Annotated in this window: 20 protein-coding genes and 1 pseudogene; 9 read left to right on the top strand and 12 right to left on the bottom strand. The window is 48.9% G+C overall.

Annotated elements, in window-relative coordinates:
* Positions 1-9: 9 nt before the first annotated feature.
* Positions 10-1,329 carry a hypothetical protein gene (locus tag NT002_11520; GenBank protein ID MCX6829892.1) on the bottom strand — a complete coding sequence of 440 codons (1,320 nt, stop codon included), beginning with the start codon at positions 1,327-1,329 and terminating at the stop codon, positions 10-12.
* A 361-nt stretch (positions 1,330-1,690) separates the two neighbouring features.
* Complete coding sequence (locus NT002_11515) at positions 1,691-3,541, bottom strand: hypothetical protein (protein MCX6829891.1); 1,851 nt, start codon at positions 3,539-3,541, stop codon at positions 1,691-1,693.
* Positions 3,542-4,928: 1,387 nt separating this feature from the next.
* Here NT002_11515 and NT002_11510 point away from each other — a divergent pair.
* Entirely contained in the window at positions 4,929-6,275 is a 1,347-nt protein-coding gene (locus NT002_11510) for a replication-associated recombination protein A (GenBank protein MCX6829890.1), read from the top strand.
* A 140-nt stretch (positions 6,276-6,415) separates the two neighbouring features.
* The gene (locus NT002_11505) at positions 6,416-7,681 is read left to right on the top strand and encodes an asparagine synthetase B (GenBank protein ID MCX6829889.1); all 1,266 of its coding nucleotides are present in this window, start codon (positions 6,416-6,418) and stop codon (positions 7,679-7,681) included.
* 74 nt (positions 7,682-7,755) lie between these two features.
* Here the strand turns inward: NT002_11505 and NT002_11500 are convergent, their stop codons facing one another.
* Together NT002_11500 and NT002_11495 are read right to left on the bottom strand one after the other, a co-directional pair.
* Entirely contained in the window at positions 7,756-9,162 is a 1,407-nt protein-coding gene (locus NT002_11500) for a hypothetical protein (protein MCX6829888.1), read from the bottom strand.
* The gene (locus tag NT002_11495; GenBank protein MCX6829887.1) at positions 9,143-10,273 is read right to left on the bottom strand and encodes an SPFH domain-containing protein; all 1,131 of its coding nucleotides are present in this window, start codon (positions 10,271-10,273) and stop codon (positions 9,143-9,145) included. The genes NT002_11500 and NT002_11495 overlap by 20 nt, the downstream gene beginning before the upstream one ends.
* 200 nt (positions 10,274-10,473) lie before the next feature.
* Here NT002_11495 and NT002_11490 point away from each other — a divergent pair, with 200 nt between their 5' ends.
* Positions 10,474-11,658: a hypothetical protein gene (locus NT002_11490; protein ID MCX6829886.1), complete on the top strand. Its 1,185-nt coding sequence runs from the start codon at positions 10,474-10,476 to the stop codon at positions 11,656-11,658.
* A gap of 66 nt (positions 11,659-11,724) precedes the next feature.
* On the opposite strand, the gene NT002_11485 is transcribed toward NT002_11490, so the two are convergent.
* From NT002_11485 to NT002_11465, 5 genes are all read right to left on the bottom strand, one after another.
* The gene (locus tag NT002_11485; GenBank protein MCX6829885.1) at positions 11,725-12,324 is read right to left on the bottom strand and encodes a Yip1 family protein; all 600 of its coding nucleotides are present in this window, start codon (positions 12,322-12,324) and stop codon (positions 11,725-11,727) included.
* A gap of 111 nt (positions 12,325-12,435) precedes the next feature.
* Positions 12,436-13,332, bottom strand: a complete 897-nt coding sequence (locus NT002_11480; GenBank protein ID MCX6829884.1) for a twin-arginine translocation signal domain-containing protein — start codon at positions 13,330-13,332, stop codon at positions 12,436-12,438.
* A gap of 15 nt (positions 13,333-13,347) precedes the next feature.
* Positions 13,348-14,289: a hypothetical protein gene (locus NT002_11475; GenBank protein MCX6829883.1), complete on the bottom strand. Its 942-nt coding sequence runs from the start codon at positions 14,287-14,289 to the stop codon at positions 13,348-13,350.
* A 114-nt stretch (positions 14,290-14,403) separates the two neighbouring features.
* Entirely contained in the window at positions 14,404-15,900 is a 1,497-nt protein-coding gene (locus NT002_11470) for a hypothetical protein (protein ID MCX6829882.1), read from the bottom strand.
* 140 nt (positions 15,901-16,040) lie between these two features.
* A complete protein-coding gene (locus NT002_11465; protein ID MCX6829881.1) occupies positions 16,041-17,837 on the bottom strand; it encodes an OmpA family protein in 1,797 nt (598 codons plus the stop codon).
* A gap of 260 nt (positions 17,838-18,097) precedes the next feature.
* Here NT002_11465 and NT002_11460 point away from each other — a divergent pair, with 260 nt between their 5' ends.
* Together NT002_11460 and NT002_11455 are read left to right on the top strand one after the other, a co-directional pair.
* Positions 18,098-18,370, top strand: coding sequence for an autorepressor SdpR family transcription factor (locus NT002_11460; GenBank protein ID MCX6829880.1), 273 nt, complete (start codon positions 18,098-18,100; stop codon positions 18,368-18,370).
* Positions 18,371-18,372: 2 nt separating this feature from the next.
* The gene (locus tag NT002_11455; GenBank protein MCX6829879.1) at positions 18,373-19,044 is read left to right on the top strand and encodes an SdpI family protein; all 672 of its coding nucleotides are present in this window, start codon (positions 18,373-18,375) and stop codon (positions 19,042-19,044) included.
* 49 nt (positions 19,045-19,093) lie between these two features.
* Here the strand turns inward: NT002_11455 and feoB are convergent, their stop codons facing one another.
* The 3 genes from feoB to NT002_11440 are packed head-to-tail and all read right to left on the bottom strand — an operon-like array spanning position 19,094 to position 21,934.
* On the bottom strand, positions 19,094-21,223 hold the full coding sequence (gene feoB / locus NT002_11450) for a ferrous iron transport protein B (protein MCX6829878.1): 2,130 nt from the start codon (positions 21,221-21,223) through the stop codon (positions 19,094-19,096).
* Positions 21,216-21,458, bottom strand: a complete 243-nt coding sequence (locus NT002_11445; protein MCX6829877.1) for a FeoA family protein — start codon at positions 21,456-21,458, stop codon at positions 21,216-21,218. The genes feoB and NT002_11445 overlap by 8 nt, the downstream gene beginning before the upstream one ends.
* 41 nt (positions 21,459-21,499) lie before the next feature.
* A complete protein-coding gene (locus tag NT002_11440) occupies positions 21,500-21,934 on the bottom strand; it encodes a metal-dependent transcriptional regulator (GenBank protein MCX6829876.1) in 435 nt (144 codons plus the stop codon).
* 238 nt (positions 21,935-22,172) lie between these two features.
* Between NT002_11440 and hemA the strand changes: the two genes are divergently transcribed.
* From hemA to NT002_11420, 4 genes and pseudogenes are all read left to right on the top strand, one after another.
* Positions 22,173-23,465, top strand: a complete 1,293-nt coding sequence (gene hemA / locus NT002_11435; protein MCX6829875.1) for a glutamyl-tRNA reductase — start codon at positions 22,173-22,175, stop codon at positions 23,463-23,465.
* A 2-nt stretch (positions 23,466-23,467) separates the two neighbouring features.
* Complete coding sequence (gene hemC / locus NT002_11430) at positions 23,468-25,114, top strand: hydroxymethylbilane synthase (GenBank protein MCX6829874.1); 1,647 nt, start codon at positions 23,468-23,470, stop codon at positions 25,112-25,114.
* Positions 25,115-25,121: 7 nt separating this feature from the next.
* Positions 25,122-26,041 (top strand): annotated as a pseudogene (locus tag NT002_11425) (porphobilinogen synthase).
* The coding region (locus NT002_11420; protein ID MCX6829873.1) for an aminotransferase class III-fold pyridoxal phosphate-dependent enzyme at positions 26,041-26,762 on the top strand (722 nt) is incomplete at its 3' end. The pseudogene NT002_11425 and the gene NT002_11420, both read left to right, overlap by 1 nt.

Genomic DNA, 26,762 nt, shown 5'->3' with positions numbered 1-26,762 from the left:
TATCCGATATTAAAAGGTTAGCATTAATTCCATGCGCATCCATCCATAGCTGTCGGCGCCATCAAAATAGTAACTGCCGGGGTCAAAACTTTCCCAGATTACATGGCCGCTCAGATGGGTATTCATTTTATATAATAATCTCCCGATAAAAAGATCCCCGCGGTTTCTTCCTTTGCCGCCGGGAAATTCTGCCTGAGAATCGCCATACTCCGGCGCCATCAGGTGATGATAATCGAACGAAAAAATCAGATCCGGAATAATCTCAACGGAGGTTTTGGCGAAAATAGAGGCGAGATTGCTCCAGTACGCTACGTCCTTTTCGCGGGATGAAGTATATTTTTCGCGGGAGAGAGTGTATATGTATGAATCGCTCCATTTCGGCCATCGCCCAAATATCGGTTCCCAACCTTCATGGTTCTTGGTGGCCAGATCATCGCCGCTCAAGAAAATTCCGCCGATTGTTATCGCTTTCGGAAAAAGCTTCGGCCAGCCGGTCTGATATTCGCTATAAAGATAACCGCCCAGGGCACGGCGAGTATCTCCGCCCCAATTCCCGAACTGTACCGCCGTTTCACCGGTCACGGAAAGACGCCCGACAATCGGGATCTGAAAACGTATTCCCGGGCAATAAATCTGGGACGACTTTGCAATCGCAGTCGTCTTGATATTCTTCCAGATGAAGTATCCGTCGATTTTGGCCTTCTTTATCGAACCGGCATAATAGGCGATCAGAGCTTGCTCGGGCTGATCAACCAATTGCTTATGCTGCTTATTAATTATCGGGAGAATATTATCTTCCTTCGGCTGGTTTGTATATATCAAAGACAGCTTGCTTTTCGAACTGATATTCCAATTGGCCAGGGCGGCGTTGAAATAGATTGAGCGGGAACCATCCAGCGGGCCGCCGTCCATCACCAAAAAACCCTCGCCAAGATTTATATTCTGGCGGCCGATTATCAAATCGATAGGATACCCGCCGGCACTGTCGATTTTCAGATTCAGAAGATCGAAAAATACTTCATCGAAATTGAATTTTTTTGTTTCCGGAACCATATAATAGCGGAATTCATTGGTCAACTTGGCCGTAAGAGCGATATGATTCTTCGGGAAATATTGAATCATGAAACTGGTCCGGTTCCTGAGATAACTTGAACCGGCCGCGGCACTGTTGTCCAGATGAGTGGCATTGTCGGTGGTCTCGATACGAATTCTCTGCGAATAGCCGAATTTAATTTTTTCTGCGCCCTCGGCGATCGCATTTATCGGCAGGCCATAGCACGCCGCCGCTATTAACAGGCGGACGATACCGTTTGAAAGGAGTTTGTACATAAATGTAAGATCCCTGTCTTAATTGCCTGACACACAAAAGGCCATCATAAGCCTCATTTAATTGCCCAAAATATGATAATAAGTTTATAAAATCAATCGTCTAAATTCGGCTCAGGTGGCCCACCCGCTTGCGGTGGGCTTTAATTGCTCTGAGTCGTAGCGAAGTCGGTCAACGACCCCTTAGGGTCTTGACATTGCGCCGCAGGCGCAAATATCTCATTTGCATCGGGTCCTAGTCTGTGGACTGGTGGGCCGCCACTTCATTGTGGGAAAAATGCTCGTTGCGACGAACACTTATGAATTGTAAAGAAAGCAAGCCCATCATGAATGATGGACCACCCGGCCTATAAAACTATAAAGATCAACCAGGAATATAACTTAAGGAGAATAAATCTCGAAAATCAAATGCCAATGAGATAAAGTATGCATCTCTGGAGGGGAAATAGGAGAAATGCATGACCAGCGGTACACGCCCATGCAAAACTGATCCAAATTTAATCCCGATGTCATAACCGTGAGGTCCTGGAAGTGTGTTCAAGAGAATTGCAGCGGAGAACCAATCATAACCTAGCCCAATGAATCCAAATTGCCTATACTGCTCTGTCCAAGACACTTTCGGAGCAGACCAGTTTATTGTATTCACATTTAATCCAATTTCCAGCCTTAGCTTATCTCTAAGTGCATATTCAACGCCCATATAACCACCATAGAACAATGCGCTATTTGATTCATTGTGAGACGGAATGCGAAGGACGCCAATTTGATATCCGAGCATCAGAGGGGAGACTATTTTAATGCGGATACTGAAGAAGCATGTGTCAGTGCTGATACTATCGTTATATGCCAATATCCCAATGTCGTAGTCACCAATAAACGGAATAACTGAAAGGTCAGATGTAACAGCATATTGCCGGATAATAAATTTTCCTTCCGGCGAGGGCCTAAATATCGCTTTAGGTGGTGCAAATGGATTGAACAAACTACCACGGAAACCTACCAATTGGATAGTGTCCGATTGCAGTCGAAGTTGCAAGAATTTAATATGAAAGATAGACTCCCATTGAATAGTGGAGAAAAGCATTTGCTCGACCGGCCCCAAAGGCCTGCCCGGCCGTGCATGGACATCGGCTATTTTCACGGAGACATCACAATCTGGCTTGCTGTATATAGCGAATGGGATTCTTATTTCGGGTTTATTAAATAATAGGCTAGTTCCCTTGACATTCAATACCTTAACTGCAAAAGTAGCGGGGGGCGGTACAACCAGGACATGATATAGTACTTCTTTGCTGCTGGCTATACCATCAGTAATTGTCAATGCAAAACAGTATGCATCCGAATTACGAGGAACGAATTCAATTCTCTTACCTGTTTGTTCAATAGTTACTATCTCCTCGGGGTCTAATGGCAAATTAGTACCTGCTGGGTTTAACTGCCGCCACTTGTAAGATAGCGATGCCCACGGCGTATCATAATCATAGGATTGCGATGCATCTAAGAATACCCTTTGTCCGCGTATTATATAAAACGTATTATTGGAGCGCATTGGATTATTTGATTTAACAATATAGTTTGGAGGATGGTTGCTTATAGGAAATATCCTTTTTAGACTATTTTCCAATTGCGTGGATATTTCACCTCGCGAAATATCCACAATAAAGCCCACATATCTACTTGAGGCATTAATAATGGTGGGGTATTCGTTAAGGCTCTTAGTTGGGGGGAGTGAATCGCTGACAATAAGCTGAAACTCAATTAGTGGTAGCTTGGTAAGTACGTCAATTCTGATGTAACTAGTGCATTGTCTAATTAGTGTAGCAGTTGCACTGTCTTCTTTGACAGACAAGTCGCTTTTTCTTCTGAGCATACCGGGCGACTCATAAAGTCTAATAAGATTTTCTAATTGGTTTACATCATATCTATTAATCGACCATTTGTTGAGATTTACGATTTCTGAAAACAGCCGATTATTGTTGTCGCGGTTACGTAATCTGGAAAGGATATCCTCAATCTGTGGCAAGAAAGTAACATCATTGGCATATAGCAATAATCGCTGATTATCAGCGCGAATATATCCTGTGGATATAATGATAATCGTAAATATTAGAATTATTCGTTTCCCAGTATTATTTGTCATAGCGAGGTACACAGGATTCCATTGCAGCAATAATGGCATCTTGATTGGTTCTAATGAGTTCTTGCATTTGGGCATTAATCCTATTCTCCAATATATTCCTTGGATTTCCTGGATAATCATGCCAAGGCATAAGTTTCAATTGGTCTAAGCACGTACATTCTGAACCATCGATCATGATGGTTATGGAACCGCCGTTATATAGATACATTTGACTATTGTCGGCTGGATATATCTCACCCGTCTGACCAAATGATATATCATATGTAGCATCGGATGAAGGGTCGTATGTAAGACCGCATGTCTCTATGATAGCCTGTCGCAATTCGCTGAAATTGCAGTTGGTAAGGCGAAATGATCGAGACGTTTTTTGATCTGTAATCCATAAAGCACTGTCCATTGGTTTCTTGCTGTCGGCATTTCGGGCCACATTCGAAGATGTTAATATGCTCAGTATACTTGACTTCAAGGAGGCGACCGCCATGATGATTATCCCGCTCACTATTATTATCGCCAGCAACTTATTTTGCCTTATTCTATCAAGTAGATATTTTACCCAATCCCTTTTATTGCTCATATTTGGTTCCGGTGTACCCAAGCGCTTGGCCTTCGACAATCTCTTATGCTCCTCTTGCTTATACTCTTTGCCGGTATCTAATATAGATATCTATTTTGAACTGTCAAGGCGTTAATATTGTGTCACTTTCGACCATTGGCAATCCCTTTCTTGGCCAGGAACCTGGGTAAAGACAAGGCCGAACCCCTCACCTGTCCCGACCACTTGGTCAGGGGCTTCACACTTATAACAATCCATATTCCATCCCCCTATCAAAATCACTACTAAACCGATGGTGATCTACCCCTCGCGCCCCTTATATGAAAGCATGGTGATAAATATGTCTAATAGCATAAAGAAAGACAATATTGGGCCTTTCGTGCCCCCCCCTCAAAATCACCATCGAATCACTACAACGGAAAACAAAAATGAAGAATCGAACTCCCCCCGCATTATCACCCAATTCCCGCGTAATCCGTTGCGGCGCATCCTATAAACTCTTAAACCCCGCCCGGCCCCCCAACCCCCGAATGACAATCTTTAAAAATGCCAAAATTAGGGAACAAACCCATTTTATTCGATCGCTTCACTTCCCTGCAATTCACTGCTATACATACGGTTTCCCCCATTATGGGCACCCCGGAAAACGCCCGGAAATTTTCAAAAACCAAAGCCAAATATCGCCATCCCCTTGGCTTTCATACGATTCGCTCTCTTTTCGGTGGCTTCGCTTTTTCCGCCCGGCACTCAACCAACTGCCATACAACGAATTACCAGAATCACCGACACAGCATATTATAATACTCCTTGCACAGGCCTCAATCTGTTCTATCACATCACATTCCGCAGAAACCGCACCCTATTGCCGCCGATTGCATTATATTACCCCCTGTCGAGCTGGTAACAAGTATGGAACTGTTTGAGAAAGAAAACGAAAATCAGAATGCCGGCGGACAGGCCGACCTGACCACCCCGCTGGCCGACCGAATGCGCCCGCAAACATTCGAGCAGTTTTACGGGCAGGAAAAACTGGTCGGCAAAGATGCCCCGCTGCGCCGCGCTATCGAGCAGGACCGGGTCGGATCGGTGCTGTTCTGGGGGCCGCCCGGTTCCGGCAAGACGACCCTGGCCGAGCTTATCGCCAAAGCGACCAGCGGCCTCTTTATCCCCTTCTCGGCGGTCTCCTCGGGTATCAAAGAAATCAAAGTCGTCATTTCCAAAGCGCGCAACTACCGGAAAATGTCGGGACGCAAGACTTATATTTTCATCGATGAAATCCACCGATTCAACAAAGCCCAGCAGGATGCCTTTCTTCCCTATGTCGAAAAAGGGGATATAGTTTTGATCGGCGCCACCACCGAGAATCCCTCGTTTGAGGTGATCTCGGCACTGCTCTCGCGGGTGAAAGTGTACGTATTGGAAAGGCTTTCGGAGGAGGCGATCAAAAATATTGTCGTTGCGGCCCTGGCTGACACCGAGCGCGGGCTGGGGGGATTGAATCTCACAATCGATGACAAAGCGCTCGAATTCATGGCGGTGGCTGCCGACGGCGATGCCCGCCGGGCGCTGAATCTTCTCGAGGCGATTGTCTCGGATATCGAGCGAGAGGCGAAAATCACGGTTGAGAAGGCGATTGAAATTCACCAGCGGGGAACATTCCTGTATGATAAATCGGGCGAGGAGCATTACAATTTGATATCGGCGCTGCACAAGTCGATTCGCGGCGGCGACCCTGATGCATCATTGTACTGGCTGGCGCGGATGCTTCAATCGGGCGAGGACAGGTTGTATCTGGCGCGGCGTCTTATCCGGATGGCGGTCGAGGATATCGGCCTGGCCGATCCGAATGCATTGACTGTGGCGCTTAATGCACGAGACACTTATCATTTTCTCGGCTCGCCGGAGGGGGAGCAGGCACTGGCGCAGGTCGTGATATATCTGGCCTGTGCGCCCAAATCAAACGCCGCCTATATGGCGTTCGAGAAGGCGATGAGCGATGTATCCGAGAAAGGGTCGCTTCCGGTGCCGCTCTGGATTCGCAACGCCCCAAGCTCGCTGATGAAAGCGCTCGGCTACGGCAAGGGATATAAGTACGCCCACGAGTATGAAGATGCACTCACCGATCAGGAATATTTCCCCGATGAATTGGCCGGAACGGTTTACTACAAGCCGGGGCAGGCGGGAAAAGAGACGAAAATCGCCGAGTATTTGGAGAAATATCGCGCCTATCGCGCCAAAGTTATGAAGAAAGAGTAGGGGTTTGATTTATCAAACCCTTTTGTATGATTTATCAAACCCTTTTATATGATCTACCAAACCCGTTTGACTGATTTATCAAACCGTTTAATTTTTTAATTGGGTATCTCCGTATAATATAAAGACGGACATAGATTGATATGAAAAGAAAAGCTCTTCTGATATTACTCTTATCCCTGCTTATTTTTGAGGGGCTGCAGGCCCAGGTGATCATGATCCCCATGGACGAAACCCAGACAGATCATCTTAAGGCGTACGGTATCGCGTTCAAGGCGCTGCAGATGGGGAAAAAGGTGGAATGGCTTCTCAATTATCGCGGCGGGTCGTTCGTTTATGACGACAATGATGAGCTTGCAAGCCTCTGCCTTCTCCGCGGCGTTGTCACCGAGCAGGTAAGCTCGGCCCAGTTGGCCGATATCTTCCGCACGATCGACGTCGAGAACATGGAAAGGGTTGTTCTGGAAAAACCGCCGGCGATCGCGGTTTATTCGCCCAAAAATGTCGAGCCGTGGGATGATGCAGTCACCCTGGCCTTAAACTACGCCGACATAAAGTATGATGTAATCTGGGATGAGGAGGTTTTGTCCGGCGCTCTGGACGACTACGACTGGATCCACCTTCACCACGAGGATTTTACCGGGCAGTACGGCAAATTCTATGCGGCATTTCGTAATCAGTTATGGTACCGTCAGGAGGTCGAGACCAACGAGGCGCTGGCCAAGAAACTGGGGTACCACAAAGTTTCGGAAATGAAAGGAGCGGTCGCCCGTGCCGTTCTCGACTATGTGCGCCGCGGTGGGTTTCTATTTGCCATGTGCTCGGCGACAGAGACTTTCGATATTGCCCTGGCGGCCGAAAATGATGATATCTGCCCGCGTGAATTTGATGGCGACCCGATTGACCCGAATGCTCAAACCAAACTCGATTATTCCAAGACTCTGGCTTTCGAAAATTTTACCGTATCGCTTGACCCTTATGAGTACCGCCACAGCAATATCGACACCTACCCCGACCGTCTGGTCAAATTTCCGACCGCAGATAATGATTATTTTTATCTTTTTGAGTTTTCCGCCAAGCTCGACCCGGTACCGACCATGCTTGTGCAGGATCATGTCGGAAGAATCAAAGGATTCATGGGGCAGAACACTGCTTTCCGCAAGTCACTCATAAAAAAATATGTGACGGTGCTGGGAGAGGTTGAGGGGTTTGATGAGACGCGGTACATTCACGGCAATTTCGGGCGGGGGACATTTACTTTCCTCTCCGGACATGACCCCGAGGATTACCAGCATATGGTGGAGGACCCGCCGACCGATTTATCACTTCACAAGAATTCCCCCGGCTATCGTTTGATTTTGAATAACGTTCTTTTCCCCGCCGCCAAGAAAAAAGAGCGGAAAACATAAACTTTTATCGATATTTGGATTTATTGGGGCACGGCATCGCCGTGCCCCAATTTATTTGCATGACCGTTGAATGGTCAGACTGCCACGAGGCTTTTCTCGAAAGTCACCGCACCCAAAATCGAATCGACATAGAAATAGTTCTCCGGATGGAACGGAGCATAGAAAAGGCTTATACTCTCCGGCTGGAAAGCGCTGTCCTTCTGGGCATGCTTGTTGTCTCGCCCGATCGATTCGCGGTAAATAATCACCTCGGCCAGTGCGGTCGCCTCACCGGGACCGAGGGCTACCGGGAGGAACCGGGTGTCGAAGTTCTCGACGGCTGAGAACGCGATTTTGGGAAGCGCTGTCGAGATTCTTTTTGTCAGACGGTACATCGCTTCAAAATTGGGCATCCTGAAAGCCGGAATGACCAATTTATCGGACAGATATATCCCGCCGAACATTACTTTCAGCCGCCGCGCCGATTCTGCCGGGAGTCTCAGACTCCAGAACGGGAATAGCCGGTCGGCTCGATTATTACTATTGAATGCCGCCGTGATCGATGGGATAAATCGAGCATTGGGTTCCAGTGTAATCAACCGCTGACAGTTCTGGCAGATATAGATATAAGACTGCTTTGCGGGAAGATCCATGGCGCAGTTGGTGCAACGATGAAACTCCACGCTCAACTTGCCGAACTCCATGCAGGACGACCCGCCCGGGCCGGCCATACTCGGAGCGCTTTCCCCGGCAATATCGGCCGCCACCCGCCCGGTGACCGCATCAATGACAAAACAATGCCTCCTGACATTCAGGGCGGATTCAAGGATATAGTACGGGAAATAGACCACCGCGCCGACCGGATGGAACAGCTCGGTTTTATTCAGGCCGAAATCGGCCTGAATGACATTGCTCAGTCCGACAATATTCTTTTTCAAATTGGTTTGCACTTCGCCCCACGGCCTGGCCACCGGAATACACTCAAATCCCTCTTCAATGTTTTCCTGCGCGAAAGGTATTAGTTTAAGATAATCTGCCCGCAGCCCGATGGAATAGGGAATCTCATTACTGGCCGGTCCGGCGGCAAAAGTGGCCATGAAAGGGACCATGTTGATATCGGTCTTTTTCTGCTGGACGGTAATCTCACGGTCGTACTGTGTCTCATATCCCACCTGTCGCTCTTCGATACGATTGCGGAGTTTCAACACAATAGCATCAATTTTCCAGTAAGGATAGTACACAGCCTTAAACTCGAGGCTGGGGCCGATAAGGGGAAGATGATTCTGTTTGAGATAGTGGTCGAGATGGAACTGCACTTCAGCGCGTGAAATCCTGCTCTGTATCAGATATGCCGGCGGCATCTCGGGCATCACGACTCTAAGGTTGGAGCCGCAGTGCGAGCAGGCGAGAACAAAGAAATCGCATTGGAGTTCCAATGCACCGCCGCATCCGGGACAGGTAACCCCGATAAAAAAGCCGCTCTTAGGTCTGCTGGCTGCCATTTTCTATCGCCTTTCCGCAGGAGCCGCAGAATTTCGAGCCGGGGAATATTTCTGCCGAGCAGTGGGGGCATTTTAATTTGGCATCCAGCTTGAATCCGCAATGGAGACAGAAAACCGCCTCGGTCGGAAGCTCTTTATTGCAAGAAGGGCAGAGATTCTGCGATATCATCTGGTAACCGCAGCGGTAGCAGTAACGCGACTGCTCGGGAGTATCGGTGTGGCACTTTGGGCAGGTGACGGTCGCTATCGGCTCACGGCGCAGTTCGGTCTGCTCGGGAGAAAATACTTTCGACATCATGGCCGGCATCATCAGCCCCACTCCGGCCCCCATTCCCATCCCGGCTCCGGCGGGAGCCATACCATTGGTGCTTCCCAATCCTCTGGCCATTTCGAACTTGAGGAACTTATCCAGGTCGCCAACCGCTTCCATACCCGAGCGCTGGTCGATCATCTGCGAAACTTCCTCCGGCGGCGTAATTGAGGAGATAAAGAAATCGACCAGGGTCATGCCATATTTTTCAAATTCAATCCTGACCAGTTCTTTGAATTGTGCCGCCAGTTCCGTGTACTGCGCAGGGAGATCCAGAACTGTATCGAGTTTCTCGCCCAGAAGGTCATTCATGCGGGCGATAGTCAGATCGCGAAGGTAATCCTGAATATCGACCGTGGTATAGCGGGCCTGCCGCCCGACAATCGAATTCAGGAACAGAATCGGATTATCAATCCGGATAGTGAAAGCGCCATTCCCGCGAAGGCGGATCAAACCAAGCTTGCTGTCTTTGAAAGTAACCGGATGCTTGGTGCCCCATTTGAGGTTCGTGAAAACTTTCAGGTTGATGAAATAGACCTCGGCGCGGAACGGGGAATTGAAACCGAAGGGGAACGAGAGAAGCCGGGTCAGAATCGGGATATTGAGCGTTGTAAGGGTATGACGACCGACTGTAAACGAGTCACAGGCATGGCCATCCTTGAAGAAGATCGCCGTTTGGCTGTCGCGGACAATCAGTTGCGCCCCCATCTTGAAATCTGCTGAGCCCTCCTGCGGCAAACGGTAGATCATTTCCTCGCCGGTTGGGTCCATCCATTCGATAATTTCAATCGAAAGAGACATATCATTCCTCAGTGAGTAGAGTTATAGTTTCATAGATAGATTTTCGTCAAAAATCGGCTTTTCTTGATGCCGGGATTTATCTCGGTGGATATGGCGAAATTGCGAATTGATTCAAATTCCTGTTTGAAAAAGAAGTCGGAAATTGCTATATTGGAGCATCAACGGTAGTTCTTAATCTGCATACCATGGAGATACTAAGTATGTTGCGAATTTTCCATTCAGGTAGAAAAATCAAAGGGTCTTTCTTTTATCGGTTCGTGCCACTATTTATCGGGGCGATTACTTTTGTTTCGCCATCCGTTATGGCACAAGCCAAAGTGGGCACAGTGCCTTTCCTGCCATTTTCCACCTCTCCCCGCGCCAACGGCATGGGGAGTTGCACGGTTAATCTGGCCGATGAGGAATCATCACAGTTCAACCCCGGCGCCTCCGGCATTTTCTTTCTAAACCATTATTTCGGTGTCACCCTCCCGGTCAAAACGAAAATCTTTCCGGATTTCGTTGTTGACGAAGAGGTGGGAGTGAAGACCTTTCATTTGGGGATCGGTACTCCTTTCCTGTTGCACCGGTCGGAACGATGGGGGGATCTGGAAGTGGCACCTTTTGTAGCATACCACCAGGTAAATCTTGATTATGGAAGAAGGCATTATGTTGACTATCCTCATTCCTTTTGGCGTGAAGATGAGGACAAGTATTCCGGATATTCGTTCGGATTGGGCGCCTCCTGCCGTTATTTGAAAATTGGCATCGGCTATACCTTTAAGACGACGGAATGGAAGATATCAATCGAAGATACGGCGCAGACCAATATGAAGTGGCACGCACGCGATTTTGGCCTTCTGGTGGAAATTCCGTTGTTGAGAGATGAAGCGGAAGGAGGCAATTTGAAATCCGGGAGGAAATATAGTTTTGAGCTGACTCCTTCGTTTGCATTCGTGATTGCCAGCAAGCCGGCCGACGAAAATGAAGCAATAGAAAATTCTTTACCCAAAATGCGGCGTATCGGCCTTTCGACTTTTTTTGCCGTGAAAGACAAAACTGCCAACGTAATCACTATTCGCCCCGCATTTGAATTCGATAAGAGTCTTGTCAACTCCGAAGAGTTGACAACCAGGATCGGCGCGGAGTTCGGCGTCGCCGATATTTTGTACCTCCGAGTTGGAAAGCAGAAATTAAACGGCAAATCGGAAAATAGCGGTACTTTCGGGATCGGTGTCTCAACCAGAGGATTAATGGCTCTTATTTATCCCCAAGATAAGAGAGACGAGACGCTGATCAGCCGGATACTCGGGAATCTGGATTTGCAGTTTGACTATGCGCGCGCCAACGGCCTGAACACGCTGACCAATACCAATTATATGAAAATCAGTCTTTCGTTCAGATAGAGTCAAATTTCGCGCCAAGCCCTTGGATATTTCTCAGTTGCATGAACAAGCCAAGGCGGCAGAAACCTACCAGCTCCGCATCATCCCCGCGGCGCCATAACCGGTCAGAGTCAGAGCGCTGACCACGACGGCAATAACGACATAGACTACGATAGCCACTATCAGCGTTACCACATAATATCCGGCCATTTTATCCGGCGGAACCTCTTTAAGAGAGCGCATGCCGATATAAAGCAGATAAAACGAATAGAGACCGACAAGTGCCAGGACGCTCAGAAGCGGGATGAGGGAGAAAATCCCCGCCAGCCAGGCGGCGGTCATGGAGAAAGCGGACACTTTGAGCGAGGCGCTCATATCTTTTTTTGAGCCGAACGAGGGCGCCAGGGCATCAATGATGGCCGCCAGAATATAGACTCCCACCAGGGTGAGCAGGTAAGAGAGTACGGCCCAGGCCAGGCCGCGTGCGATGGGAATCCGGAACTCCTCGCCCAGTATCGACATCCCGACCAGCGACCGCCCGATAAAACCGGCAATGGCGGGAATCAGGGCCAGAACCATGACATACTGCGTGTATATCTGACCGGTGGTCATCGGCTCGGTTTTGATCACCTCCCACTCCCTGGCAGGTGTCATTATGATATTTTTTGCGCGATCAACGACATTCATTACATCCTCCGATTTTAGAGATGTACTATTTTCTGCGCCGGTCGGCTTGAGGGTCGACCGGGCACGGTTAATTTTATCGCTGTGGTCATGACACTTTTTTCATAAAACTATTTAGATTAAAATATCCTCATTCCAGCCGAGCCTGATTAACTCAATCTTTGAATAATCGCTCTGGCCGAGTTTAAATTTTTTATCGGCGAATTCTATATGATGGGCGGGCGGTTTCAATCCCTGATCCTCGCCGAAAAACAACTTGCGTTTGGCCTGAATGATTTTGAGGCCGACGGTGTCGACCGCCACCGGGTCGGTGCCGACCAGCAAGCCGCCATAGTTCCATACATATTTTCGGTCGAAGTGATGCGGCCCGAGGATATGGAACTGCGGTGTCAGCATAACCAGAATATTCAGCCGGGTCCGATCCTTCACATGTGGCATCAGCCATATGGAGCCGATACTCTCGCAGGAATTATCATGATAACTCCAGGGATCGGGCACGAACATGATATAATTTTTGATAAGGGATCCGACCCCGGCCCAGGCATGGGCGCGCATGGGGCGGGTATTGATTAAGGCGGTGGCTTTTTTGAAGACCGGGAGTTCGAGTATCTCACGATCGCTTATGGCGATATTTTCAGACGGGACACCGCACTCCAATACGCGATTCTTTATGGCCGATTCCAATTCCGGCGGCGTGGGAAGATATTTCCAGTTATTGGTTTTGATACCGACATAGTCCTCGGGCTTGATAATTCTGCGCCAGGAGGTCAGCGGCTGTTTGTCGCCGAAAAATGCCATAACCGCCTCATCAAGCATGGAGCCAAGGAGGTCGCCATTAATTGTGCCGTCGGGAGCAACAACATTCTGGTTGCGAATAAGAATAACGCGGCTCAAGGCTTCCTTTTCGGCGGTGATTTCGGCCAGTGACGGAAGTCCCAGCGCCAGTCCGGCGGTGGCCGCCCCGGTGAACTTGATAAAATCGCGGCGGGTGATTTCTTTTTTGAGCATCATCTCAACTCTCTTTCGTCATCGATCATATTGGATAATAAGCGCTTTTATTTTCTCAAGGTAATCGGCGGCTGTCTGGCGTGAGGGGGCTTCGAGGACAATGGCCAGATATTTCCCTTCCCGCGCTATCATCAGCACCCGGCCGTTTTCACGCACGGCGAAACCCGATTGATCAGGCGATGGAGTGTACGCCTCCGAAAACCGCTTTCGCGAGGATTCCGCTTTTTCGGCTGAGCGGTACTGAATCAGCAGGAGAATAGAGCGATCCGGTTCGTAGGTTGCCAGAACGGCATTGGTAGTCGAATCCAGCCCGAGGATATTTTCCGAAGACAAGAAATATTCGTTATTAAGTACCGGATAAGAATGCAGGTAGAGAAGGCTGGAGCTCTTTAGCCCTTCAAGCGGTAGCAATTTCAGCAGCCGTGGTTTTTCGCCACCTTTCGGCAGTTGGTTGGATATTTGGCGCGCCAGGCCGTATAACCCCTCTTTTGTATCGGGCGTTTCCTCGACAGTGGTAATACTGACGAAATAATTGTTCTGCCAGAAACAGAAGAGGCTTCCCAGATAGTCATATCCCTGCCCGATACCGGTAGAATCATTTTCCCGAGTGTAACTGAAAATGCCATAGGCGTTCTCAGCAGAGCCCATGTCGTATATTTCCAGAGTTATGTCGGGTTTATTCTGACCGGCATAATGATGCACCTCGACACGGCGGAAATCATAGGCCAGATAGACCTCACCGGCGCCGTCGATATAATCAAAAATGGTGCGACGGTCGTAGGTTTCGGAGGCATTCTGCAATTTCCAGTTCCCGATGGCAGGCGGGGCAACCACTTTTCCTGACAGATCGGTTTTGCCTTTATTGCCGCAGCCCAATACGAGAGAAAGCAGGAGTGCAATCATCAGCCAGAGAGCTGCCTGGCGTGACGATGCGATGGCATTCGGAGTCAGTCTAATCATAGTGATATTTCGAGTCATAGAATTATTGGGTCGATATGTCGGTCGACCCCTGCAAATTTCGGACACCATTAGGGGTTTGATAAATCAAACCCCTACGCGGCTATTATATAACATCTACCTCGTGAAAATGATGTTGACAATAAAGCCTAAACAGAAAAGACCCGACGCATAAATAAGCATCAAATATGAAAAAAGCGCCGGATGATTTTTTACCGCTCCTTCTTCGAATTTATCCAAATCCATTTTTAGACCAAAGAATATAATGGCTGTATAGGTGATAACATGAATTCCATAATATGGATAATTACGTGCTTTACCTTTGCCTAAATATAATTCTCTTTTCTTTTCAAGGAAGTCAATGACGTAGAGTTCCTGGCTTAGGCGCGGATATAACCACAGGTTAACAGGCGAGAATATAACCAGCCACAATCCAAATGTCCAAAGGAAGACTAACTCAGGGCTATAGCCATAATTCCACCATATCACTTGAAAGATGTTTAGGAATGTGGCCACAGGCCATAAGTACCATTTCTCGCTCATGTGATCATATTTGAGTCGCTTATAATCAATGTCGAGCATCTTGTAACTCTCCATAAAACCGTCGTCTTTCAATTTCTTCAGAACCTGCTCATAGACACCTATGCGTTGGTCATAGGTAATGCTATCTATGCTTTCCACAGTATCAGTATTTTTGTACAAAGCGTCTCTGACCCAGGTTGTATCGGCGGGAAACCATAGCTCAAAAAGCCGCATATCCAACTTGATCTTACTAATATTGGAACCCACAAGGGCAATTTGGCACTTAGGTGCAGCACTATCAAGCAAGGCAAAGGAAAGATCTATTTCTTCACTTATATGGGTGACAAATCTGAAATCTAACTCGCGCGGCAATTCAGCCTTGTAGAAAGATACCGCATCCAAGAATCGCGCGCCGTAAAACACGGCGGATGAGGCGAAACGCACTTCCCTAAAGGAAGTCAATGAGTCAAATTTGGCGCTCCAAAAATTGGCCGTTGAATCAAATACTGCGCTATAGAACAAGACCGATGAAGCAAAGCGCGCATCCTTAAAAATAGAATATGAAGCAAATTGAGCCCGCGTAAAGTTGGCCCAAGAATTGAAACAGGTGGCACCAAAATGTGCAGTATCACCAAAGTATGCACTTTGAAAATCAGCATTATCGAAGCGAGTACCTTGAAAATTGGCCGATGTTTCAAAGCGCGCATGCGAGAAATTTGCAGGAAATGCAAACTGCGCCAATCCAAAATGGGCCATCGAATCAAAAGTGACGTAAGCAAACACTGCTGAACTCTCAGCGTGCACATTTATAAAATTTGCCCTCGAATCAAAGTGCATATGTCCAAAATCAGCAGGAAAACCAAAGTGCGCGTCTCGAAAAGAAATAGGATTGTGAAATATTAGAGCGGGAGCTTGAGGACTCCGAGTACTATCGATTTCTACGCCATCGCTTGGATGCCGCCGAAAATAGTCGAGGTTTACTGCTTCCCGAAATACCGTATCTTGGAAATTTATCGTTTTGGCAGAGGCTGCCGCGAAACATATAGAGATGCTTGCAGAAATGATGCAAAGATATAATAAGAACTTATTCATGCCGTTAATAATTGCCTAATCCTATTCCCTGTGCAGCCGTTTTGGGCGACTGCCCGTCGCAGGCGGGTCGCCCCTACAACAATCAAGTCGGGTTTCTCCTCTCCGCTAACGCGGAGTTTCGAAACCCGACCTACAAAAATCTATAATTTCACCAGTTCGACGCGGCGGTTATTGGCTTTCCCTTCAGCCGTAGTGTTGGCATCAATCGGCTTGCTCTCGCCGAATCCCTTGGTTTCCAGACGCGATCCGTCAATCTGGTAGCTACTCACCAGATATGCTTTCACCGAGGCGGCCCGGCGCTGGCTCAAATCCAGGTTGTATGCCTCTTCCCCATCGCTATCGGTGTGCCCTTCGATAGAAAGTTTCAAGGCCGGGTCATCGGTCATAAGCTGCCCGATTTCGGCGAGAGTTTTGTATGACTCGCCTTTAATTACATCGGAGCCGGAATCAAACAAAATCCCGTGGGTGACGATCTTGCCGGTTTCATCGAGCTGCTGGCGCATCGACTTGCCCCCCTCGGCCACCCGCAGCGTCCCCATCAGCATCGGATTCCCCTGCTCTTTCCATGGGTCGCAATAAACTTGAAGCATCGCCGGCTGGAATCCCTCAATTTCCGGGACATTGGCCACTCGTTCGTTATCGACATAGCATTTCATGGTGCTTGGGGTCGCCATGATCCTCATGGTATGCGCCCCTTTGCCCAATTTGGAGGTAAGTTCTTTGGCAGAAATCTCCTTCCCATAAATGGAGACACTTGTGCTTTTTCCGCTGGTTACATTGAATTCCGCAATTCTCTTTTCGTTGGCATCAAGGATATAAATATAATAGTAATGCCCCGACTGGTCGGCGCCGTTGCTGTATATATCAAGCTCGACGGTAAATCTGGAAGGAAGAGTGGTTTTCATTTTCGGGCGGATTGAACCCTGGTCGGTGCACATGACCCATTTCCGATCCCCTTTCGCGGCAATTTCGAAAACGCCTTCATCAAGCGACCATTTCGAGGGGAACTCGCCAACCTCTTCGCCGGAGAAATCATCATAGAATATAACCTGATCTCCGGGAATAAAATCATACTTGGTGAAAAGCTTCATGTTTTCGGTTCTGACCGCACCGGTACCTTCACTGCCTGCGGCGGCTTTGCCACCGGTTGTTCCTTCTTCACCGCCGGTCTTCCCGGCCGCCTGTTTGGCGCCGCTCTCGCCGTACTGCTGGGTGTATTGCCCCTGCCCGGTGTAACGATAGTACTCCTCGGGGACATCTTTGCCGATCTTGTTGGCCGCTTTGGCCAGCACATCACGAATAGCTTTTTCCATCGGCTGGTTGGAATAAGACCCCAGCCCGCCGACCAGAGCGACATCCTCAACCAAGCCGCCGCCGGCCACATCGGCGCCCCAGCTGGTCGATTCACCCTCAAGCGACATCGCCTTGATAACCCGCCGGGTACGAATATCAATCAGCTTGATATCTATCAATATTTTGGCGCTCTTGCTCTGCAGCCCCACCTTGCCGAAAGCCTTTTTTTTGAGCGCTCCCAGACCGCCGCCACCGCCGCTGGCTTCGGGTTCAAATCCGGTAACCGAGCCGGTTACCAGAACATCCGCCCCTTCCATCAAACCTTTTTCCGCCCCGCGTCCCTCCTCCACATATTCCGATTCGCCCAGATCGATTTCCTCGGCCAGTTCCTCGACCTCTTCCTTGCTGGCCAGAACGATAAATTTCTCGTTATTGGCCAGCGCGGTGGAAAGCATCTCGCCTATCGAGGCGGCCATTTCATCATCACAGTCGGCGGACTTGTTTTTGATTGTCCCGACCGCTATCCGGGCCTTATTGCCCTGATAGGTTACTTTCTCTTTGACTCCGGCGCCGGCCAGAAGCGCAAAGAGAATTGTCATCGCCACAGCCATAATTGCTGCACGGACAAGTAGAGCCTTAAACATGGCAGTCTCCTTTGATTTTATTGTGACTTTTCCGAAAAAATAATCCTCAGTTTCGTCAAGGGAATATACATTTCCGGGAAAACAGACGTCAACATAAATAATAGCACAAAGATAGCAGATAAAATATCTCTTCTATCCGGATGAGGAATCACTCTTATGGCGTCCCCGGCTGTTTGGTCGAAAAAAAAATAAAGAAATCCCTTGACAGGCCGAAACCTTTCTATATATTGATAAGTAGACATATGTAGATATATACAATTATGAAACCATTGAATGAATTTTTCAAAGCTCTGGGCGATCCGACCCGGCGGCAAATCATCCAGCTTCTGCGGGAGCGGGATTTGACCCCCACGGAGATTCTGGAAAAGATTGCGGTCTCGCAGCCGACTCTCTCGCACCATCTCGATATTCTCAAACGGGCCGGACTGGTGGACTCCGAGCGAGAGGGGCAGTTTATCCGCTATTCGATAAATATGAGCATTTTTGAAACCGCCCTCGAATATATGACCAAATTCACCGGCAAAAAGAGGTAATTATGAAATGGAATCTTAAAAGAGAGATATTTCCTTTTGCGATAATCGCTCTGTTCGTGATATTGTCGCTCTATTTCTATTCATCGCTCCCCGCGCAGGTGCCGTCGCATTTTGATTTCCACGGCAAAGTTGACCAGTATTCCTCGAAAGGAACTTTCATCGCGCTCTATCTGGGTATGTCGATCGGTTTGTATTTACTGCTTACTTTCATTCCTATGATAGACCCTTTCTGGAAAAAGATACAATCTAAGTACCATATCTTTTTGATATTCCGCGACATGGCGCTGGTCTTTTTCTTTATCATGTACATAATCATTATCTATGCCGCGCGTCACGGCAAGCTGGAACCGTATCTTCTGGGAATTGCCCTGGGACTGCTCTTTATCTTCATGGGGAATTATCTCCCCAAACTGCCGCGCAATTTCTTTTTTGGGATTCGCAACCCCTGGACTCTGGCCTCGGAGGAAGTCTGGCGCAGGACCCATATTCTGGGCGGTTGGCTGTTTGTCATATCGGGGATTTTAGCGGTGCTGCTATCGGTGTTCAAGGTAAATCCGGCCATTGCACTCGGAGCGACATTCGGTCCGGCGGTTCTGTATTGCGGGCTGATATATCCGTTGTGGCTGTACAAAAAGTTGCAGCGTGACGAACGCAGTCAGGCCCCGCAGCTTTAAATGAATCAACTCAACTGAAATTGAATATTCAATGAAGATATAATTTTTGTTACAGGAATATAGTACCCAGCTGATAAATCGCCAATGCCGCCAGCCAGGCGAATAGGAACTGAAAGATCACCGAAAAGAGCATCCACCTGTTCCCTATTTCGCGCCTGATCGCCATGATAGCGGCAATGCAGGGGGTATAAAGCAGAGTGAATATCATGAAAGCATAGGCGGCCAGCTTACTTATACCGGATGCCGGGCTTTGCAGTGCGGCCATAAGAGTATCCGGATTATCCCCCATGCGGTACAGCACCCCCAGAGTTGAAACTACTACCTCTTTGGCGAAAAATCCGGTGAGGACCGAAACGCCCATTTCCCAGCTGAATCCGAGCGGCCGGAAGATAGGATAAAGCGCCTTGCCCAGCTTCCCGATCATGGAGTATTCCAGTTCCTCTTTTCCTTTCATGGCCTGAAGCTGCGCGATCTGTATTTCCGACTCCGGAGTTTTGATTGAGGACAGCTGTGTCACTTGAGAGTCATAATCCTGAGAAAGCTCGGTTTTCCGGGGAAAATAACCAAGCAGCCAGAGAATTACCGAAGCGACCAGTATCACGCCCCCCATTTTCCGCAAATAGACTTTCGTTCTTTCCCACATATGGATGAAGATTGATTTATAGGTCGGCCAGCGGTAAGGGGGCAGTTCCATGACAAACGGAGTGCTGTCGGAACGGAGGATAGTTTTCCCATACAGCCGGGCCAGGATGACGGCGGCCGCTATACCTATCAGGTAAAGTGAGAAAATAACATTGCCGGCGGCCGCCCCGAAAAAAGCGCCGGCAAATAGGATATAGACCGGAAGACGGGCGCTGCAGGACATGAGCGGGATGAGCAGGATGGTCAGGATGCGGTCGCGAAGAGACTCCAATGTGCGGGTGGCCATGATCGCCGGAACATTGCAGCCGAAACCCATCAGGAGCGGAATAAATGATTTTCCGTGCAATCCCAGAAAATGCATCAAACGATCCATCAGGAACGCCGCCCGCGCCATATATCCGGAATCCTCCAGGATTGAAATACCGGCAAAAAGGATAACGATATTGGGGAGGAATACGGCCACGGCGCCAACTCCACCCAGGATGCCCCGCACGATCAAATCGGAGAGGGCTCCGGCGGGAAGAAGCAGGCCGGCCATATTCTGGAGGAAGGTGACCCCGGCCTCAATCCAGTCCGTCGGGTAAGAGCCAAATTTGAATGTGGCCTGAAAAATGAGCCACATGATGAAAAGAAATATCGGGAATCCCCAGAGCCGGTGCGTGAGAAAGTTATCGATTTTTATCGAAAGCCCCATACGGTCACTCTGCGGACGTTTCATCACCTCACGGACTATTCCGGCCACATATCCATATCTTCCCTCAGAGATGGCGAATTCCGGGTCCTGTTTGGTCGTGGCCAGGATATGCTGCTCGGAATATTCCAGTTTCGATTTAAGGGAAGTATCTCCGACATTATCGGCGAGGCACCTTTTCCTGATTTCAGCATCCCCCTCCAGAAGCTTCACTGCCAGCCAGCGCGGGTTGCCGCAGGCGCGACAATGCCCGCAAACCGATACTTCTTTCGACAAATCGGTCACGAGGTCATCAAGCTTTGGTCCATAAGTAATCGGCGGATGGCGATGCCCTTTGTCTCTATCAGCTAACAATGATGTGGCCGCCTCCAAAAGAGAATCAATCCGCTCAGCTCTGTTACCGACCGTTGTCACTACCGGCGCTCCAAGGAGAACGGAAAGCTTTTGTATATCTATTTGTAAACCATCTCTGCCGGCCTCATCCCACATGTTCAGATCGATGACAACATCAACGCCCATCTCGATAAGTTGCATGGTCAAATACAGACTCCGCTCGAGACTGCCGCTGTCGATGACATTGATCACCAGAGCCGGGTTTTCATTCAGGATAAAATCACGGGCAACTTTCTCATCGGGCGAATGGGCGGTCAGGCTGTAAGTTCCGGGAAGATCCACGAAAGTCAGGTCATATCCGTTGTGCTCACGCTCGCCGGTGCGTTTTTCGACCGTGACACCCGGAAAATTGGCCACTTTCTGATGAGCCCCGGTGAGATGATTGAAAATTGAGGTCTTGCCGCAATTGGGATTGCCGACCAGAGCTATAGTGAACTTTTTCCTATCATTCACGGAATCTGTCCGACTCGATTTCGATCTGTATCAGGGAAGCCTCGCTCCGCCGAATAGAAAAATGTCCGCCTGCCAGCGATATCTGCAAGGGATCTCTGAGGGGGGCAGCTTTGATCATCTTAATTGTTTGCCCTTTGTGAATCCCCATATCCAGAAGACGTCGCTTAACCGCACCGGCTCCGGCTACAGAAATCACTATTCCCGTTTCTCCCGGTTTCAATTGATCAAGGCTCATGGCAAGTTTCTTCCCTTTCGAGGATTGCAATATGTAATTTATCATAACTCAGGCTTATCGGTGAGCTGTCCCCGAAGCAGGCAACCTTCCCCTTTTCCGGAGCAACTGCGGACAAGGTCAACGAAACCCTCCAGCTGTTTGATAGCCTCGCGGCTGATCCCGTGCTCAATTCGACAGGCATTCTGTTCAGCCAGCTCCTCCGGAAGCTGCAGCACCTGGATAAAGAACATTTTTAGAATCCGATGAATTTCAAAGACTTCGGCGGCCGCTTTCTCCCCTTCAGCGGTAAGAGTGACTTTCCCATAATGTGACTGGGCAACTAAGCCGTTATCTTTTAAGCGACTAACAGCAGAAAAAACGGTCGGCAGGGTGACTCCGCGTGCCCGAGCAATGTCCGAAATTCCTACCAACTCGCCCCGATGCAACAGGAGATAGATTGTCTCCAGATAATCTTCTTCTTTTAGAGTCAGTTTCATAATCTCCAATATATTAGAACATTCTAACTTTCGCAATAGTAATTACGACAAATTTTCTCATATTTGAAGATATTTTGTTGTTTTTCAATCTATTACACTCTGTTCACGGTGGAAATTAGAGGACTGTGATACTCTATTATGACAAATTTTGTATTTTTTCATAAAAAATTCCAAAAAGCCGCTTTCTGTGACAATTTTATGACAAATTTTGTATGGTTTCATCTAATTTCCCCCTAACATGAAAGAGACGATTTCGAAAATAGCCTGCATCTCGACCAAACTGGGGAGAGCCCCGCTGGAACTTCTGGAAGCTTTGACTATTCCAGAGACCGAGCGGACCGAAAAGCTGTCGGCGCTGAAAAAGACACTGGCAGCGTTAGAGTTAGTCTATCTGGCCACCTGCAATCGGGTGGAATTCATGGTGGTTATGCCCCAAGCCGACCATGATGTGGCGGCCATTCGAAATCGGATACTTGATTTCTTTTTCAAGACCCAGGACAAGGACTCGAAGGTAAATTTTGAGCCTGACAATTTTAGACTCTTTTCCGGGCGCGAGGCGGTCAGGCATATTTTCGAGGTAGCGGCGTCGCTGGATTCCATCGTTATCGGCGAAGCCCAGATCCTGGGGCAGATTAAGGATGCTCATCAATTCTGCCAGGAGAGCGCTCTTTCTGGTTCTGTCCTTGAGAGACTTTTTTCCGCGGCTTACAAAGCGGCCAAGAAAGTCCGGACTGAAACGGAGTTGGGGCAGAAGCCGGTTTCCATGGCCTCGCTGGTAGCGCTGAGGCTCTCGGAAATTATCGGCCGGAACCCCGAGGCCGGCATTGCCATAATCGGTTCCGGGGCAATGACCCCGAAAATGGCCGATATTATCCGGAAACGGCACGACAACCGGCTTTACTTTGTGAATCGGACAACCGCCAAAGTGGAGCCATTTGCCACGAAATTCAGCGGCAAAGCGGTCAGCCTGGGTGATTTTCTGGAGGGGAAACAAAAAGTCAATATTATCATCTCATCGACCTCCAGTCAGGAACCAATCTTCACAGCCGCCCGTTTAAAGGCAATAATGGCGGACGAGAAGAAAATCTATGCTTTTGACCTGGCGATTCCCCGGGACTTTGCAGCCGATCTGGTTGATTCCGAGAGACTCGAAATCTGGAATCTGGAGAAGCTGAATATTCTGGCCCAGAAAAACCGTCGTGACCGGTTTCGGACGGTGGATCAGGCCAGCCACTTGATTGAAGAGCAGGTAAAAGCATATCTTAAGAAGGAAATCACACAGTACATCTCTCCCCTCTTTGACTCCGCCATGAATGAATCGATGTCTCTGGCGCAGGAGGGACTCAATAGTCTTTTCAAAGGAAAACTTTCTCATCTTTCGACCGACGATCAGGAGCTTCTGCTCTACTGGAGCAAGAAAGTCCTCGCCCGCGCCTGTTACCTTCCGGCCCAGCAGCTTGCCGAGAATATCGCCAATGCTGATCTGGACCAGGAAATAAGGCTTTCGTATTTCGTAAAAAGCGCGCGGTAAATATGCATCTCATAATCGGTTCGCGGGGCAGTGACCTGGCCCTGTATCAAGCAAATCTCATAAAAACCTATCTGGCCCGGCTCGGATTCGACTCCGAAATAAAGATTATCAAGACTACCGGCGATAAGATCGATACTCTCAGTTTTGACCAGATGGAAGGGAAAAACTTCTTTACCAAAGAACTGGAAGAGGCACTGCTTTCCCGGGAAATTGATCTGGCTGTTCATTCTCTGAAAGACCTTTCTACGCAATTTCCCGAAGGGCTTAAAGCGGGCGCTTACTGCAATCCGGAGGATCCCTCGGAACTACTTCTTGTTCGTCCCGATAATTACGATCCGGAGCAGAAATTTCCCGTGAAGCATGGCTCTACGATTGGAACCAGTTCGGTGCGCCGGCAGGCACAGATAGCCTATTATCGACCTGACCTGAAAATTGAGCCGTTACGCGGCAATGTCCCAACCCGGGTGCGGAAACTCCAGGATGGGAAATTTGATGCCATTCTGATTGCCAGGGCTGGCGTGGAAAGATTGAAACTTGACACCGGCGATTTGAAATACTACCCGCTTGATAGAATGGAATTTATCCCTGCCCCGGGGCAAGGAATTCTGGCCATAGAGATTCGCGCCAACGACCCTGAAATTGAAAACATGATTTCCCGTTTGAATGAGGACGGTGCCGAATTAACGGCTGTTCTGGAAAGAGGACTCTTGACCCGTTTTGAAGGCGGCTGCCAGCTACCCCTGGCGGTGACCTCTGTCAGAAGAAACAACGGATTTTTCCTTAAGGCCTTTTTGGGAGTCAGAGATGGGGACCGATGGGGCAAGCCCGCTCTCTTTGCCGATTATGGCGAAGATGTCGGCGTATTGATTGAGAAAGCCTTTTTATCTCTGACGCATGCAGCCGACAAAAAACAGAGTGCAATCAAAAAAAAAGTTCTAATTACCCGCAGTGAGGATGAAGGAGCCGAATTTTTCAGGTCATTTGACGGGCGGGCGGAAATCATCTATTACCCTGTTTTTCAGATCCAGCCTGCTTATAATAAAAATGTAGTTGATGAAATTATATCTCGCTTTGAGGAATTTGACTGGATAATTTTCACCAGCAAGAATACGGTCCGGATCTTTAAAGATATATTGGATAAATGGAGCCTGAAGATAAATCCGGAGACTAAAATCGCAGCGGTGGGAGGTAAGACGGCCGAGTTGCTGGAGAAGTTGGATATGCCGGTCTATTTCATTCCGCAGAGGGAGGATTCCACGGGACTGATTGAGGAGTGGCCGAAAAGCACTGGAAAAGAAACGGTGAAAATACTATTGCCGCAGGGTGAGGAAGCGCCGGATCATCTGGAAAAGGGGCTGACCGCCGCGGGACATCAAGTAACGCGAGTCAATCTATATAAGACTTTACCGACTCCGAAAGAATCTCTTCCCTCCATTGATTCGCGAAGCATCGAGTTTTTTATATTTACCAGTCCCCTTTCGGTCAAATATTATTTTCAGCTGGGACATAACCTGCCGGCAAAGGCCTGGGTTTCCTCGATCGGGCGTCCGACGGCAGAGGCCCTCGCTGAGCACAACCGTCAAACCGACTACATGCCGGCCAAGGCCGACCTGTATGATATAGCCGTGAAAATAAGGGAGCGTTTGTAATATGCAGATATTGAACCGTCCTAGAAGACTCAGGCAGAATAAAGTCATCCGTGACTTGGTGGCTGAAATCAGAGTGGATGCCGTCAAAATGATACAACCCTATTTCGTCACCGAGACCGGCACCAGGAGAACCGAAATCGGCTCGATGCCGGGGATTTATCGCGATCCCGAAGATAAATTCATGGAGCAGTTCCAGGCCGATTATGAACTCGGGATAAACAAGATTATGCTGTTCGGCGTGGTCGCAGAAAAAGATGCGGAGGCTTCCAGGGCCGATCATGATAAGAATCCGGTTATTCAGGTAGTGCGGCGATTGAAAGATAAGTACGGTGAGAAGATTTTTGTGGCGGCCGATGTCTGCCTTTGTGAATACACCGACACCGGTCATTGCGGATTTGTCAAGGACGGCAAGATCAATAATGACCCTACCCTGGAGCGGCTGGGGGAGATGGCTTTGTCGCTGGTCAGGGCGGGTGCCGACTGCCTGGGGCCATCAGACATGATGGACGGCCGTATCGGGTATATTCGCCGCAAACTTGAGGACAAAGGATATCATGATGCCATTATCATGGCCTATACGGCGAAATATGCCTCATCTTACTATGGGCCGTTCCGTGATGCCGCCGAGAGCGCCCCGAAATTCGGCGACCGGAAAAGCTACCAGATGGATTTCCGCAACGCCCGTGAGGCGTCAAGCCGGCGCTTGCTTATCTTGACATTATCCGGATTTTCAAAGAGCACTCCCCGCTTCCGGTAGCGGCCTACAATGTCTCGGGGGAGTACAGTATGGTGAAATTGATGGCGAGAGAGAAGATGGCGGTGGAAAGGGATCTGGTGATGGAGAATCTGGCGGCAATTTTCCGGGCGGGAGCGGATATGATTCTGACCTATCACCTGCGCGATTTACTCAAAAAACGGATGGAATAATGCTTAAGCACGAAAAATCGAAAGAGCTTTACGATAGGGCATTGAAAAGTCTCAGCGGCGGGGTTAATTCCCCGGTGCGGGCATTCAAGGCGGTTGGCGGAACGCCCATTTATATGGAGTGGGGCGAGGGCGCTTATGTTTATGATGTCGACGGTAATCGGTACCTTGATTTTTGCGGCTCATGGGGCCCGCTGATCCTTGGGCATGCACACCCCGATATAATAAGAGAGATCGGCCAGACGGCTCGTCACGGCACCAGTTTCGGGACAGTGCATGAATATGAGATTCTACTGGCTGAGATGATCAAGAAGCTCTGCCCTCATATCGAACTCCTGCGCTTTGTCTCATCGGGGACAGAAGCGGTCATGTCGGCACTGCGCCTGGCGCGGGCTTTTACGAAACGAGATAAGATTGTCAAATTTACCGGCTGTTATCACGGCCACTCCGACTACCTTCTGGCCTCAGCCGGCTCCGGCCTGGCCACACTCGGCATCCCGGCCTCGGCCGGTGTTCCGGATGATTTTGCCAAACATACGCTCGTTGTACCGTTAAATGAAATTGACGGTGTCGAAGAAATTTTCAAGAAATATGGTGCGGAAATAGCGGCGGTGATTATTGAACCGGTACCGGCCAACAATGGCCTTCTTCTGCAATCGCGGAGTTATCTCGGTTTCTTAAGAGAAATCACCCGCGAGTACGGCTCGCTCTTGATATTCGATGA

It is taken from the genome of Candidatus Zixiibacteriota bacterium, assembly GCA_026397505.1.
Taxonomy (GTDB): domain Bacteria; phylum Zixibacteria; class MSB-5A5; order GN15; family PGXB01; genus JAPLUR01.
Note: the sequence above shows the minus strand (reverse complement) of the source record. Positions and strands in the feature narration are given on the sequence as shown.